The sequence below is a fragment of the Nonomuraea sp. IBHARD001 genome (genome assembly GCF_056106265.1).
This window is the reverse complement of record NZ_JBWBBW010000002.1, coordinates 2799893-2814677: the sequence shown is the minus strand read 5'-3', so window position 1 is coordinate 2814677 and position 14785 is coordinate 2799893. Positions and strand designations below refer to the sequence as shown.

The following is a 14785-nucleotide window of genomic DNA, read 5'->3' as shown; positions in this document are numbered from 1 at the left end:
TTATGTCAACCTGAGGATTGATACGGACAGTAGGAGTCGCCCACTACATGGGTCAACTAACCGCGCCGCAAGCACGTCCGGCGTGTCGCGGCCTGTCCGGTTACTTCATCGTCACCACGTCGGGCGAACTGACGTCATAGGTGTCCGCCTTCCGCTGGAGCAGGCCGGTCAGCAGGGTCGCCTTCTCGGCTCCCCTGTCGCTGCCGCCCCACACCACCGACCTGCCGTCGCGCAGCCTGAGCGTGACGTTCTCCGCCGACGAGGCGTGGATCTCGGCCACCCGGCGCGCCAGTGCCTGCGGCAGGCCGCCGATGACCGAGATCGCCGCCAGCGTCGCCGGATCGGCGGGCCCCGGAGTGCCCACCCTGAGGACGGGCAGCCTGGCGGGCGCCACGTCCTTGAACTCCATCACGACGCCGAGCTTGTCGATCACCGCCGCCTTGCCGCTGACCGGCACGACGGCCACGGGCGTGCGTTCCACGACCGCGATGTGCAGGGTCGCGGGCCAGTTGCGCGACACGTCGACCCTGCCGATCTTCCGGATCGTCATGACCTTGCGCTGGACCTCGGCCAGGTCGACGGTGGCGAGCGGGTGCAGCTGCGGCACCTGGGCCGCCTGTCTGACCTGCTCGGCGGTGACTGTGAGATTTCCCACGATCTCCACCGTGCGCACGCCGAGCACCGGCGAGAAGAACACCAGCCACGCCGCGCTGCCCACCACACCTGCGGTGAGCAGGGCGACGAAAACCGTCCTGGCGTTCACCGGGCCGAGAGCTCCGCGACGATCTTCGGACCGAGTTCGGTCACGTCTCCGGCGCCCATCGTGAGCACGATGTCGCCCGCCTGGGCGTGCGCGGCCACCAGAGCGGGCACAGCGGCCCTGTCGGGGGCGTAGGCCACCTGTTCCGGCGGCAGCGGCACCCGTCCGGCCACCAGGGCGCCTGAGACCCCGGGCTCGGGGTCCTCACGCGCTCCGTAGACGTCCAGCACGATCGCCCTGTCGGCCAGGCCGAGCGCCGCCCCGAACTCGGTGGCGAAGAACCTGGTGCGCGAATACAGGTGCGGCTGGAACACCGCGATCACCCGGCCCGTGCCCGAGTACGAGGCGACCACGTCGCGCGCCGCCTTGAGATCGGCGGCGAGCTCGGTCGGATGGTGGGCGTAGCTGTCGAAGACCGCCACTCCCCCGGCCTCGCCCTTGGCCTCGAAGCGCCGCTTGGCCCCGGTGAAGGCGGAGAGCCCGGACCTGACGTCGTCGAACGGCAGGCCGAGCTCGGCCGCGACGGCGATGACGGCCGCCGCGTTGAGCGCATTGTGCGCCCCCGGTACGGCCAGCCGCACCTCGCCGAGCCCTTCGACGGAGAACAGCACGCCCATGCCGTCCGGACGCACGTCGGTGACGCGAAGGTCCACGCCTTCGGCCGTGCCGTAGGTGACCACCTTGAGGCCGCGGGCCCGCCCGAGCTGCACCAGCGCGGCCGATCCCGGGTCGTCGGCGCAGACGATCAGCGTCTCGCCGACCCGTTCGACGAATCTGGCGAAGCTGTCGTGCACGGCCCTCGGGTCGCCGTAGTTGTCGAGGTGGTCGGCCTCGACATTGGTGACGACCGCGATGCGCGGGGCCAGCATGAGGAAGGAGCCGTCGCTCTCGTCGGCCTCGGCGACGAACGCCTTGCCCGATCCCTCGTCGGCGCCGAGACCGGTGGTGACGAGCTGGCCGCCGACGCAGTAGGAGGGGTCGGCGCCGCACTTCTGCAGCGCGACCGTGAGCATCGAGCTGGTCGTGGTCTTGCCGTGGGTGCCCGCGACGGCGACCCCGGTGCGCCCGGCCATCACCGAGGCCAGCGCAGCCGCCCTCGGGATGATGCGCAGGCCCTGCTTCAGCGCCTCCCCCAGCTCGGGGTTGGAGTCGCGGATCGCGGTGGAGACCACGACGGTGTCGACGCCCTTGATGTGGGAGGCGGCATGGCCGATGTGCACGGTCGCGCCGAGCTCGCGCAGCTCGGCCACCATCTGGGAGCTACGGGCGTCGCTGCCGGTGACGCGCACTCCGCGTTTGAGCAGGATGCGCGCGATGCCGGACATACCGGCGCCGCCGATGCCGATGAAGTGTACCCGGCCGAGCTCTTCGGCCGCTACGGGATCGACGAGTGTCACGAGGCTCACCTCCCGCCTCCCGCGACGATCTGCATGACCTTGCGGGCCAGCGTCTCGTCGGCGTCTCTGCGCCCCATGGTGACGGCGGCCTCCGACATGGCGGCCACGCGCTCGGGGTCTCGAAGGATGGGCAGCACGTTCTGGATGATCCAATCGGGTGATAGCTCGGCGTCGTCGATCATGAGGCCGCCGCCGCCCTGCACGATCGGCGTGGCGTTGAGCCGCTGCTCGCCGTTGCCGTGCGGCAGCGGCACGTAGGCGGCGGGCAGGCCGACCGCGGTGAGCTCGGCGCACGTCAGCGCGCCGCTGCGGCACAGGGCCAGGTCGGCGGCGGCGTAGGCGAGGTCCATGCGGTCGACGTAGGGCAGCACGACGTATTGCGGGTCGCCGGGCGGCGGTTCCCTGTCGAGGGTGTTCTTCGGGCCGAGGACGTGCAGCACCTGCACGCCCGCGGCGCGCAGCGCGGGCCCGGCGGCCAGCGCGGCCTGGTTGAGCGAGCGCGCGCCCTGCGAGCCGCCGAAGACCAGCAGCGTCGGCAGGTCGGTGCGCAGCCCGAACCACGAGCGCGCCTTGTCCCCCATCGACAGCCGGTCGAGGGAGACGATCTCCCTGCGCAGCGGGATGCCGATGTAGTCGGCCTTGTGCAGCGAGGAGTCGGGATGCCCGGCGAACACGTGGTCGGTCAGCCGTGCGCCCAGCCGGTTGGCCAGGCCGGGCCTCGGATTGGCCTCGTGCACGACGATGGGCAGGCCCCGCCTGCGCGCGGCCAGGTAGGCGGGGGTGGCGACGTAGCCGCCGAACCCGATCAGGATCTCGGCCCGCACCTTGTCCATGACCGCCGCCGCCGCGTTGATGGCGCCCGCCAGCCGTCCGGGCACGGTCAGCAGCTGCGGGGTCAGCGCCCTGGGCAGCGGCACCGCCGGGACGAGCTGCAGCTCGTAGCCGCGTGCGGGAACCAGCCTGGTCTCCAGGCCGCGCTCCGTGCCGAGGCACGTGATGGCGACACTCGGGTCGAGGCGGCGAAGCGCGTCGGCCAGCGCCAGCGCGGGCTCGATGTGGCCGGCTGTTCCGCCGCCGGCGAGGACCACCCTCATCTCGGTCCTTTCCCAAGTCGTTTCGCATCCAGGCCAAGCCAGCTTAGGCCCCGGACCACGGGTCCGGGGCCACGTGCGGCGAGTGCTTCACGCGCACCCGGCTCGCGTTTGGCGAAGGACAGCAGCATGCCGAGCGCGCACAGCGTCGGCAGCAGGGCCGATCCGCCGTAGGAGACCAGCGGGAGCGGGATGCCGGTGATCGGCAGCACGCCCATCACCGCGCCCATGTTGACGATGCCCTGCCCGACCACCCAGGCCACGACGGCCACCGATGCGAGCCTGACGAACGGGTCCTTGACCCGGGTGGCGACCCTGAGCCCGGCATAGCCGAGCAGGCCGAACAGCACCACGACGGCGAGCGTGCCCATCAGGCCGAGCTCCTCGCCGAGGATGGAGAAGATGAAGTCGCTCTCGCCGTGCGGCAGCCAGTTCCACTTCTGCCTGCTGCTGCCCAGGCCCAGGCCGAACCAGCCGCCCGAGCCCATCGCGATCTGCCCCTGCACGGCCTGGTAGCCGTCGCCCGTCGGGTCGGCCCACGGGTCGAGGAAGCCGGTGATACGCCGCATGCGGTACGGCTCCACACGGATCATGATGATCGCGGCGAGCGCGGCGACGGCCAGGATGCCTCCGAACAGCTTCACCGGCGCCCCCACCACCCACAGCAGCGCCAGGAAGATCATCATGAGCACCAGCGTCGTGCCGAGGTCGCGCCCGAGCATGACCATGACGGCCAGGATCGCGGTGCCGGGCATCAGCGGGATCAGCAGGTGACGCCATTCGATACGGCCGTGCCTGGCCTTGCGCGCCAGCAGATCGGCGCCCCACAGCGCCAGGGCGAGCTTGGCCGGTTCGGACGGCTGGACGGTGAAGCTGCCGATGTAGATCCAGCGCTGCGCGCCGAGCTCGGAGGAGCCGATGAACAGCACCAGCACCAGCCCGAGTATCGCGAACGCCATCAGCGGATAGCCGGCCCACCTGAAGAACTTGTGCGGCAACTTCGAGCAGACCCACATCAGCCCGACGCCGAGCGCCGCCGAGAACGACTGCTTGGTGAACCACGAGAACGGGCTGCCCGTCTTCTGCAGCGCCTCGATGCTGGAGGCCGACAGCACCATCATCAGCCCGAGCGCCAGCAGCAGCGCACTGCACCCGAGGATCAAGTAGTAGGAGGTCAGCGGGCGCTCCAGCAGCTCCCTGACCGTGGCGAAACGCTCCTTGACCCAGCGCCCGGGCTCGTAGGCGGGGCGCTGCTCGGCGGTCTCGGAGCTCACGGGCCGCCTGGTGGTCTCGGTGCTCACCTGGAACGCTCCCCTGGCAGAGCGCGTACGGCGCGGGCGAATGCCTCCCCCCTGGCGGGGTACCCGGCGAACATGTCGAGCGAGGCCGCAGCGGGTGCGAGCAGCACGGTGTCTCCCGGGGAGGCGAGCCTGGCGGCTTCGGTGACGACGCGATCCATCACCCCAGTGTCTTGCCCAGGCTCGTCCACCACGGGGACATTCGGCGCGTGTCGCGCCAATGCTTGCGCGATCACCGCCCGGTCGGCGCCCAGCAGCACCGCCCCGCGCAGCCTCGGCGCCGCCCTGCTGACGAGCTCGCCGACGTCGGCGCCCTTGAGCTGCCCGCCCGCCACCCACACGACCGAGGGGTATGCGGCCAGCGAGGCGGCGGCGGCATGCGGATTGGTCGCCTTGGAGTCGTCGACGTAGCCCACGCCGTCGACCCGCTCGACGAACGCCATGCGATGCGGGTCGGGCACGAAGTCTGCCAGCCCCTGCCGCACCGCCTGCGCGGGCACGGCGAGCGTGCGGGCGAGCGCGGCGGCGGCCAGGGCGTTGGCCACATTGTGCGGGGCGAAGGGCCGCACGTCCGACAGCGAGGCGAGCTCCTCGGCCTCGCGGGCCGGATCGGCCACGAAGGCCCGGTCGACGATGAGGTCCTCCACCACGCCGAGCTGCCCCGGCCTCGGCACCCGCAGCGTGAAGCCCACCGCACCGGGAAGGTACGGCTCGGCCAGGGCGGTGGCGAGCTCGTCGTCGGCGTTGTAGACGACCGTGCCCGCCTTCTCCAGCAGTCGGCCCTTGGCCCTGACGTACTCATGCATCGAGCCGTGCCAGTCCAGATGGTCGGGCGCGATGTTGAGGATCGCGGCCGCGTGCGGCGCCAGGCCGCTCGACCAGTGGATCTGGAAGCTGGACAGCTCCACGGCCAGCACGTCGCTCGGCCCGCGTACGGCCTCGACGACGGGGGTGCCCACATTGCCCACGGCCAGGGCGTCGCGCCCGGCGGCGCGCAGGATGGAGGTGAGCATGCGCACGGCGGTGGTCTTGCCGTTGGTGCCGGTCAGCGCCAGCCACGGGGCGGCGCCGCCGGGACGCCTGCGCCAGGCCAGCTCGACCTCGCCGACGATCTCGACACCGGCCGCGGCCGCGGCGGCCAGCAGCGGGTGGTGCGGCGCCCAGCCGGTGGTGACGACCATCGTGGCGCCTTCGGGCAGCACGGGCTCGCCGAAGCGCACCTCGACGCCCGCCGAGGCCAGCTCCGCCGCGACCGCGTGCTGGCGCTCGCCCTCGACGGCCTCCACGACCACGACCCGCTCGCCGTCGGCGGCCAGCGCCCTGGCCACGGCGGTGCCCGAGACGCCGAGCCCGGCGACGCAGATCACGGCTTGGGCATCCATTCGACATAGAACAGGCCGAGCCCGATGGCGGCGAACAACGCGGCGATGAGCCAGAACCTGACCACGATCGTGGTCTCGGCCCATCCCTTCAGCTCGAAGTGGTGCTGCAGCGGCGCCATGCGGAACACCCGTTTGCCCGTCATCTTGAAGAAGCCGACCTGGATGATCACCGACAGCGTGATCATCACGCAGAGCCCGGCCAGGATGATCAACAGCAGCTGGGTACGCGTGGTGATGGCCAGGCCCGCCAGCACGCCGCCCAGGGCGAGCGAGCCGGTGTCGCCCATGAAGATCTTGGCGGGAGGGGCGTTCCACCACAGGAAGCCGATCAGCGCGCCGAGCACGGAGGCCGCGACCACCGACAGGTCGAGCGGGTCGCGTACCCAGTAGCAGTTGGGGCCGAGCCACTCGATGCAGTTGTTGCGCAGCTGCCAGTTGCCGATGAGCACGTAGGCGCCGAGCACCGCGCCCGCCGCTCCCGAGGCCAGGCCGTCGAGACCGTCGGTGAGGTTCACCGCATTGGAGAACCCGACGATCATGATGAGCACCCAGACGATGAACGCCGCCAGGCCGATCGAAGGCCCGAAGTCACGCAGGAACGACAGCCGGGTCTCGGCGGGCGTGATGTCGTGGATGTTGGGGAAGCGCACGACCAGGATGGCGAAGATGGCGCCGACGACGAGCTGGCCCAGCGCCTTGGCGCCGCTGCGCAGACCGAGGCTGCGCTGCTTGTAGATCTTGATGAAGTCGTCGAGGAAGCCGACCGCGCCCAGGCCCGTCATCAGGAACAGCACCAGCGCGGCCGAGGCCGTCGGCGCCTCCAGCGTCGCCAGGTGCGAGGCCGCGTAACCCAGCAGCGCCGCGATGACGAACACCGTGCCGCCCATCGTGGGCGTGCCGCGCTTGCCGTGGTGGCCCGACGGGCCCTCCTCGCGGATCTCCTGCCCGTAGCCGCGCCTGGCGAACAGCCTGATCGCCAGCGGCGTGCCCAGCATGGACAGCAGGAGCGCGACGGCGCCCGCGATGATGATGTTGGTCACTTGGCGGGACCTCCGAGCAGGAGAGCGGCCGTGCGTTCGAGGCCCATCGCGCGCGGCCCCTTGACCAGGACCACGTCGCCGGGCGTCAGGAAGGTGGCCAGCTCCTGCGCCGCCGCCTCCGCGTCCGCCACGTGCACCACCCGCGTGTACGGCGCGCCCGCCCTGACCTCGCCGCCCTCGCCCGCCTCGCCGAGCGCCGCCTGCCTGGCCCCGGCGATCACCGGCTCGGCGCCGGGGCCGGCGACGACGAGCAACGCCAGGCCCGATCCGCCCGCCAGCCTGCCGAGCTCCTCGTTGAGCGCATAGCTGTCCTCGCCGAGCTCGCGCAGCGCCGCGATGACCGCGAACGTGCGCCGTCCGGCGCCCAGGACGCCGAGCGCGTCGAAGGCGGCCCGCATGGAGTCGGGATTGGCGTTGTAGGCGTCGTTGACGACCGTGACGCCGTCGGCGCGGTCGGCGACCTCCATCCGCCAGCGGCTGCGCGGCTCGGCCTCCGACAGCTCTTCGGCGATCGTGGCGACCGGCAGGCCGAGCTCGTAGGCGGCGGCAGCGGCGGCCAGCGCGTTGTCGACGGCGTGCTCGCCGTACAGCCTGAGTTTGACCGGGGCCGCGCCCGAGGGGGTGCGCAGGATGAAGGAGGCACGGCCGCGCTCGTCCATGGTGACGTTCTCGGCACGCACCACGGCGTCGTCGGCCCGGCCGAACAGCGTGACGCGTGCGGTGGTGCGCGAGGCCATGGCGCGTACCAGCGGGTCGTCGGCGTTGAGCACCGCGACGCCGTCGGCGGGCAGCGCCTCGACCAGTTCGCCCTTGGCCTTGGCGATGGCGTCCTTGCCGCCGAACACGCCGAGGTGCGCGGTGCCGACGTTCAGCACGACGCCGATGCGCGGCGGGGCGATGCGGGCCAGGTAGCCGATGTGGCCCGAGTCGCGCGCGCTCAGCTCCAGCACGAGGAAGCGCGTGTCCTCGTCGGCCTTGAGCACGGTCAGCGGGTGGCCGATCTCGTTGTTGAACGAGCCGACGGGCGCGACCGTGGGGCCGATCCTGGCGGTGAGCCTGGCCAGCAGATCCTTGGTCGTGGTCTTGCCCGCGCTGCCCGTCACGCCGATCACGGTCGCGGCGGGCAGCGAGGCGGCCACCGAGGTGGCGAGCTCGGCCAGCGCGCCGACCACGTCGGGCACGATCACCCCGGCCGCCTCGACCGGCCTGGCCGCCAGCACGGCCACCGCGCCCGCCTCCACGGCCTTGGCGGCGTAGTCGTGCCCGTCGACGCGCTCGCCCTTGATCGCCACGAACAGGGAGCCTGGCTCGACCTGCCGGGAGTCGATCACGACGGGGCCGCGTACGACCGCGCGTGGGTCCGCCAGGCCCGTCAGGGCACCGGCGGTCAGCTCGGCGATCCTGGCCAGCGGCATCGGGATCATGCGTTCTTCCTGCTTTCCTTGCGTGCGTCGAGCGCCTCGGCGACCACCTGCCGGTCGTCGAAGGGGTGAACCTCGCCAGCTACGTACTGGCCCTGCTCGTGGCCTTTTCCTGCCACGAGAACGACGTCTCCGGGGCCCGCCCGGTTGACGGCGAGTGCGATGGCGGCGGCACGGTCGGGCTCAATGATCACATGAGCGCGCTCGTGCTCGGGCACCTTGAGCGCTCCGTCCATCATGGCGGCGAGGATGGCCAGCGGGTCTTCGGAACGCGGGTTGTCGCTGGTGAAAATCGCCACATCGGCCAGCCGCGCGGCGGACTCCCCCATGATCGGGCGTTTGCCGCGGTCCCGGTCGCCGCCGCAGCCGAGCACGATGGCCAGGCTGCCCGACGTCACCGTACGCAGGGAGGACAGGACCGACTCGACCGCGCCCGGTTTGTGGGAGTAGTCGACGACGGCCTGGAACTCCTCCTGCGCGCCCGTGATGCGCTGCATGCGGCCGGGCACCCCGGCCAGGCTGCCGACGCCCTGCACGGCGCTCTGCAGCCGCACTCCCGCCTCGACGAGTGTGACGATGGCGCCGAGCGCGTTGGCGACGTTGAAGGGGCCGGGCAGGGCCAGCTCGGCGTCCGCCTCGACGCCGCCGGGCCCGATCACCCGGAACGTGCTGCCGTGCGCGCCGAGCCTGACGTCGGCCGCGCGCCACTCGGCGTCGGGCGCGCCGAGCGCGGAGAACGTCGTCATCGGGACCTTCGCCAGCTCCAGCAGCTCGCGTCCGTAACGGTCGTCGACATTGACCACTCCGGCCCGGCTCAGGTCCGGCTGGAACAGCTTCACCTTGGTGGCGAAGTAGTCGTCGAAGTCCTTGTGGAAGTCGAGGTGGTCCTGCGACAGGTTGGTGAACAGCGCCACGTCGTAGAAGACGCCGTCGACCCGGCCGAGCGCCAGCGCGTGGCTGGAGACCTCCATGGCCGCGGCCGTCACGCCCTCCTCACGCATCAGCGCGAACAGCCCTTGCAGGTCGCAGGCCTCGGGCGTGGTGAGCTTCGGCTCGAACACGACGTCGCCGGCGTGGATCTCGACGCCGCCGACCAGTCCCGTGCGGTGCCCCGCGGCCCGAAGCCCGGCCTCCAGCATGAACGTCGTGGTGGACTTGCCGCTGGTGCCGGTGACGCCGAGCACCTGAATGTCGAAGGCGGGCTGACCGTAGACCCAGGCCGAGACCTGGCCGAGCAGACCACGCGGATCGGCGACCACGAGCACGGGCAGCCCGGTCGCGACGGCGTCGTGCCTGCCCTCCTCGTCGGTGAGGATGGCCACGGCCCCTGACGCCAGGGCGTCGGCCGAGTAGGCGGCGCCGTGCGCGGCCGTGCCGGGCAGGGCGACGTAGAGATCTCCGCGCCGTACCTGGCGGGAGTCGATCGTGACCCCTGTCACCGCGGCATGCGGTGAGCGCGAGCTGCCCGACAAGGCGTCGAGCATGCTGGCGAGCCCGGTCAGCGGGCGGGGCGGACTGGTCGTTGGACGCATAGACGACGGGGGACGCACGGCGAGAGCGTACCTTCCCTGGTCACTGGGCGGCGCTGATCCGCACCGGTGGCGCGGACGCGGCGGGCTCGACGGACGGAGGAACCTTTCTGCTCTTCAGAGCGAACGTCATCACTTGCTTGAACACGGGCGCGGCGATCTGTCCGCCGAAGTGTCCGTTACGTGGGTTCTGCACCACCGAGAGCACGACCAGGCGCGGGTTGTCGGCCGGGGCGAACCCGACGAACGACGCGGTGTAGCCGCAGTAGCCCTGGCACTTGGCGTCGTAGCGCATCGCGGTGCCGGTCTTGCCCGCGACGCGGTATCCCTCGATCGCGGCCTGCTCGCCGGTGCCGTCGGCGCCGACGGCGCCCTCCAGCATGGCGGAGATCTGCTTGGCGGTCGTCTGGCTGACCACGCGCGTCTGCTTGCCCGGCTCGGCGGGTACGAACCTGCCGTTGTCGTCGTCGACTCCCGCGACGATCCTGGGCTCGACCCGCACGCCGCCGTTGGCGATGGCCTGGTACACGCTCGCGGTCTGCAACGCGGTCACCGAGACGCCCTGGCCGTAGGCGACCGTGCAGCTCTGGCTGCCCGACCAGGTCTTGTAGTCGGGCAGCAGGCCCGCCTCGGCGTCGGGGAAGCCGCCGCCGGGCCGCTGGCCGAAGCCGAACGTCTTGAGCATCTGGTGCAGTTTGGCGTCGCCCACCTTGCGTGCGGCCAGGATGGTGCCGACGTTGCTGGAGGTCTCGACGACCTTCTGGAAGGTCAGCGACTCCGGCGGGTGCTTGTGCGCGTCGTTGAGCGTGCGGTCGGCGCACCTGATGTTGTCCCGTACGTGGAAGACCGTCTCGGGCTTGACCAGGCCGGACTCCAGGGCCGCGGCGGCGGTGATGACCTTGTTCGTACTGCCGGGCTCGAAGACCTCAGAGACCGCCCTGTTGACGTACTGCTCCTGGGAGGCGCGCTGCCAGTTGCCGAGGTCGAGCTCAGGCGCGTTGGCCATGGCGACCACCTCGGCCGTGCGCACGTCCATGACGATGACCGTGCCGCTGCCGGCGCCCGCCTGCCGTACCTGGGCGGCTATGGCCTGCTGGGCGGCCCACTGCAGGTCCCTGTCGATGGTCAGGCGCACGTCGCGGCCCGCGACGGGGGCCTGGCGCTGGCTCCTCGTCATCGGGATCAACTGCCCGTCGCGGCCGGTCTCAACCCGCTGCTCGCCGTCGCGGCCGGCCAGGATCTTGTTCTTGGCCACCTCCATGCCGCTGAGGCCCGACCCCTCGTCGCCGACGAAGCCGACGAGGCTGCCCGCCAGGTCCTTGCCCGGGTAGATGCGCTTGTAGGTCTTCTTGGAGGTGACCGCGGGCAGGGCCGGCTTGAGCTTCATCAGCCTGTCGGCCACCAGCGGGTCCACGTCGCGCGCGATGAGCTGGTAGGCCGACTTGAGCTGGGCCAGCTTGCCGCCCACCTCCTGCGGCGTCTTGCCGAGCTCCCTGGCGAGGGTGTCGACGACGTACTGCCGCTTGGCCGGCGGCACCTTGGAGGGGTCGACGGCGATCTCGCGCGCCTCGATGGTCTGGGCGAGCGGATGGCCGTTCACATCGGTGATCGAACCGCGCTTGGCCGGGATCTCGACCGTGCGCACCCGCTGGTCGGCAGCCGCCGCCTCGTACACCTTCGAGTCGAGGCCCTGCATCTGCACCAGGCGTCCGGCGAAGATCGACAGGATGAACGTCATGCCGATCAGGCCCATGTTCACCCGCCTGCGCGGATTGCCCAGGCGCAACACCATCGGCGGCCTGGCAGGCGGCCTCGGCGGCCTCCTGCCGCCCCCCTGCCCCCTGCGCGGCTCCCTGATCGCCCGCGCCTCCCGCTGGAACCGCGCCTCCCTGGCCTCCCGCGCCTCCTGCACCTCCCTGGGCGACCTACTCCGCGGGATGTCCCGCTCCGGTGCGATGCGATCACTTCCGGTACGGCCGCGCGCGTCGTCGCGGTCGCTTCCTGTACGGGCGCGTGGGTCGTCACGGTCGTGGGACGAACGGGCGCGCGCGTCGTCGCGGTCGGGGAAGGGCTTGGTGCGGGAGTCGTCGCGGTGCTGGGCCGGGCCGCCGCGGGCGTCGTCGCGGGCGGACGTCGAGGAACGGCCGCGCATGTCGTCGCGGCCGGGGGCCTGGCGGGCTCGTGGGGTCTGGCGGTCGCGGGGCTGGCGCGGGGCGCCCTTGGCGGGGCGCGGGCGATCGTCCGGGGACTGGCGGGGGCGCGGCGGCTCGTCGGCTCCGCCTCGGCGGTCGCGCGGGGTGTCGCGGTCGCGGGAGGCGCGGTCGTCCCTGGACGTGCGATCGTCCCTCGACGCGCGGTCATCCCTGAAGCCTCGGGCGTCCCTGGACGCGCGGTCATCCCTGGGCGCACGGTCGCGCGGGGTGCGGGAGTCGCGGTCCTTGGGGTCGCGAGGGTCACGGGAGTCGCGGGAGTCGCGGGACTCACGCGACTCGCGGGATTGGCGTGACTCGCGCGGCGAGCGCGGTTCGTCGGCGTCGTTCAGGTGGCCCGGGCCGTCGCCTTGACGCCCGGAGCCGTCGCCCTGGCGGCCCGTGCCGTCGCCTCTGCCTGTGCTCTGGGGGCGGCCGGAGCGGCCGGGGCCGCCCTGAGTGCGCCGACCGGCGCCTGACCCTCCCTGAGAGCCGGCGCCGGATCCACTGCGGCCGGGACCCTGGCCCCGGCCGCCCGTCTCTCTCACCGGTTCTGGCCCACCGCGTTGTCCTCGGGGACGACCTGCCCGCCGCCGGGAAGCACGGCGATGGTGTCGTCGGGGCGCAGGCCGCTCCTGCCCGCCTTGTCGGCGATGGTGCCGGGCTGGGCGAGCTCGTCGTTCCTGAGCTTGGCCTGCTCGGTGCGCAGGTCGATCTCGGCCATCTCCTTGCGCAGCTTGGACTCGGTGTAGGCGCCCTGGGCGAGCACGGTGGTGAGGATCAGCAGGCTGACCAGACCACCGCACATGAGCCCGACGACGAGCAGTACGAACGGCGTGCGCTGACGCCCCTTGGGCCCCCGGCCCGAAGGACGCGCCGACGGCCGGTCGGCGCCACGCGGGCGCGGCACGGACGGCTTCGACTCGTGCGGCACGCCGGGCCTGCGCGTGCCGGTCCTGCCGGGAGCGGTCCTGGGCGCGCCGCCCTTGGCGGGCACACCCCGCCTGATCTCCTGCTCAGTCCTCGTCAACACGGATCCTCTCTGCAGCCCTGAGCCGGGCCGAGGCCGCTCGCGGGTTGCGGGTGACCTCTTCTTCCGTCGGGAGCTCTGCTCCCCTCGTCAGCAGGCGGAACCTCGGCTGGTGAGCCGCGAGCGGGACGGGAAGTCCCTGCGGGCTCGTGTCCTTGGTTCGCGCCGAGAGGGCCTGCTTGGTCAGCCGGTCCTCAAGGGAGTGGTAGGCGAGCACGACCACTCGTCCACCGAGCGCCAGCGCGTCGAGCGATGCGGGAAGCGCCACCTCCAGGGCGGTCAGCTCCGCGTTCACCTCGATGCGCAGCGCCTGGAAAGTCCTCTTGGCGGGGTTGCCCCCAGTGCGTCGGGTAGCGGCGGGAATCGCGTCGCGAACGATGTCGGCCAGCCGCTTAGTCGACGTTATGGGGTCCTTGGCCCGTTCCTGGGTGATTAGGCGCGCGACACGCGGTGCGAACCGTTCTTCACCGTATTCACGGAGGATGCGAACAAGGTCCCCGGCCGAGTAGGTATTGACCACGATCTCCGCGGTCAGCTCCTGCTCGGTGTCCATGCGCATGTCCAGCGGAGCGTCGTAGGAGTAGGCGAACCCGCGCCCGGCCTCGTCGAGCTGCGGCGAGGAGACGCCCAGGTCGAACAGCGCCCCGTCGATCACCGGACGCCCGGCCCGGCGCAGGACCTCCGTCATGTCGTCGGAGGAGGCGTGCGCCAGCGTGACGCGGTCGGCGTAGGGCGCGAGCCTCCTGGTCGAGTGCTCGATCGCGAAAGGGTCGCGGTCGATCCCGATGAGGTGCAGCGCCGGATGCGCGGCGAGAAGGGCCTCCGAGTGCCCGCCGAGGCCGAGATTGGCGTCGACGACCACCGGGTTCGGCCCGGTGAGCGCGGGAGCGAGGAGCTCCAGGACACGCTCGAGCATCACGGGAACATGCCCGCCGATCTCGTGCATGTCAAAAACCCCCCACTTGCTTTGCGGTATCTCGCGGAATAAGAAGGATGTGTGATGGACGGGCCGGTGGTCATCCCTTTTTCTGGGTCCCCACCCGGGCCGTCCGGCCAGGTCCCCATCCGCACCCTCTTCGTGGACGCCCGTCCTCTGACACCGGGGAAGGTGCATCAGTTGACGGACGAGTGGTTGCGGGTGGAGACCTCGCCGAACGACAACACCGACGGATCCACCGTGTCTACAGAACCCCTGGCAGCACCTCCTCCGACAGATCGGCGAAAGCCTGCTCCTGGCCGGCCAGATAGGTGTCCCAAGCCTGGGAGTCCCAGATCTCCAGCCGGGTGTTGGCCCCGATGACGACACAGTCGCGATCCAGCCCGGCGTAGTGCCTCAGGGCCTGTGGAATCGTGATGCGACCCTGCTTGTCCGGAACCTCGTCCGACGCGCTGGCGAAGAAGACACGGCTGTAGTCGCGCACCGCCTTGGCGGTGACCGGGGCGGTGCTGAGAGCCTCGGTAATGCGCTGGAACTCCTCCACGGGAAAGACGTAGAGGCATCGCTCCTGGCCTTTGGTGATCACAAGACCCTCCGCCAGCTCCTCACGGTACTTAGCCGGCAGGAACAGCCGTCCCTTGTCGTCGAGACGCGGCTGATGGGTGCCGAGGAACATCGGCCCCACCTCCCGTGCCTCATGAAGCGCTCAGC

The 14785-nt window shown here is 71.5% G+C and carries 12 protein-coding genes; all 12 read right to left on the bottom strand.

Annotated features, from left to right (window positions below; translation table 11 throughout):
- Window positions 1–100 precede the first annotated feature (100 nt).
- The 12 genes from ACTWNK_RS15020 to mraZ all read right to left on the bottom strand — a co-directional run bounded on the left by ACTWNK_RS15020 (window position 101) and on the right by mraZ (window position 14750).
- Window positions 101–763 carry a cell division protein FtsQ/DivIB gene (locus tag ACTWNK_RS15020; protein ID WP_474304567.1) on the bottom strand — a complete coding sequence of 221 codons (663 nt, stop codon included), beginning with the start codon at window positions 761–763 and terminating at the stop codon, window positions 101–103.
- Window positions 760–2166, bottom strand: coding sequence for a UDP-N-acetylmuramate--L-alanine ligase (gene murC / locus ACTWNK_RS15015; RefSeq protein ID WP_474304566.1), 1407 nt, complete (start codon window positions 2164–2166; stop codon window positions 760–762). Before murC ends, ACTWNK_RS15020 begins: the two co-directional genes overlap by 4 nt.
- Window positions 2163–3251 carry an undecaprenyldiphospho-muramoylpentapeptide beta-N-acetylglucosaminyltransferase gene (murG, locus tag ACTWNK_RS15010; protein WP_474304565.1) on the bottom strand — a complete coding sequence of 363 codons (1089 nt, stop codon included), beginning with the start codon at window positions 3249–3251 and terminating at the stop codon, window positions 2163–2165. The genes murC and murG overlap by 4 nt, the downstream gene beginning before the upstream one ends.
- On the bottom strand, window positions 3248–4549 hold the full coding sequence (ftsW, locus tag ACTWNK_RS15005) for a putative lipid II flippase FtsW (RefSeq protein WP_474304564.1): 1302 nt from the start codon (window positions 4547–4549) through the stop codon (window positions 3248–3250). Before ftsW ends, murG begins: the two co-directional genes overlap by 4 nt.
- Complete coding sequence (gene murD, locus ACTWNK_RS15000) at window positions 4546–5928, bottom strand: UDP-N-acetylmuramoyl-L-alanine--D-glutamate ligase (RefSeq protein WP_474304563.1); 1383 nt, start codon at window positions 5926–5928, stop codon at window positions 4546–4548. Before murD ends, ftsW begins: the two co-directional genes overlap by 4 nt.
- The gene (mraY, locus tag ACTWNK_RS14995) at window positions 5910–6968 is read right to left on the bottom strand and encodes a phospho-N-acetylmuramoyl-pentapeptide-transferase (protein WP_474304562.1); all 1059 of its coding nucleotides are present in this window, start codon (window positions 6966–6968) and stop codon (window positions 5910–5912) included. Before mraY ends, murD begins: the two co-directional genes overlap by 19 nt.
- Window positions 6965–8392 carry a UDP-N-acetylmuramoyl-tripeptide--D-alanyl-D-alanine ligase gene (locus tag ACTWNK_RS14990; protein WP_474304561.1) on the bottom strand — a complete coding sequence of 476 codons (1428 nt, stop codon included), beginning with the start codon at window positions 8390–8392 and terminating at the stop codon, window positions 6965–6967. The genes mraY and ACTWNK_RS14990 overlap by 4 nt, the downstream gene beginning before the upstream one ends.
- A complete protein-coding gene (locus ACTWNK_RS14985; RefSeq protein WP_474304560.1) occupies window positions 8389–9921 on the bottom strand; it encodes a UDP-N-acetylmuramoyl-L-alanyl-D-glutamate--2,6-diaminopimelate ligase in 1533 nt (510 codons plus the stop codon). The genes ACTWNK_RS14990 and ACTWNK_RS14985 overlap by 4 nt, the downstream gene beginning before the upstream one ends.
- A 40-nt stretch (window positions 9922–9961) precedes the next feature.
- Window positions 9962–12655 carry a peptidoglycan D,D-transpeptidase FtsI family protein gene (locus ACTWNK_RS14980; protein WP_474304559.1) on the bottom strand — a complete coding sequence of 898 codons (2694 nt, stop codon included), beginning with the start codon at window positions 12653–12655 and terminating at the stop codon, window positions 9962–9964.
- A complete protein-coding gene (gene ftsL, locus ACTWNK_RS14975; RefSeq protein WP_474304558.1) occupies window positions 12652–13137 on the bottom strand; it encodes a cell division protein FtsL in 486 nt (161 codons plus the stop codon). The genes ACTWNK_RS14980 and ftsL overlap by 4 nt, the downstream gene beginning before the upstream one ends.
- Window positions 13124–14083, bottom strand: a complete 960-nt coding sequence (rsmH, locus tag ACTWNK_RS14970) for a 16S rRNA (cytosine(1402)-N(4))-methyltransferase RsmH (RefSeq protein ID WP_474304557.1) — start codon at window positions 14081–14083, stop codon at window positions 13124–13126. The genes ftsL and rsmH overlap by 14 nt, the downstream gene beginning before the upstream one ends.
- 235 nt (window positions 14084–14318) lie before the next feature.
- Window positions 14319–14750, bottom strand: coding sequence for a division/cell wall cluster transcriptional repressor MraZ (mraZ, locus tag ACTWNK_RS14965; protein ID WP_474304556.1), 432 nt, complete (start codon window positions 14748–14750; stop codon window positions 14319–14321).
- Window positions 14751–14785: the final 35 nt, after the last annotated feature.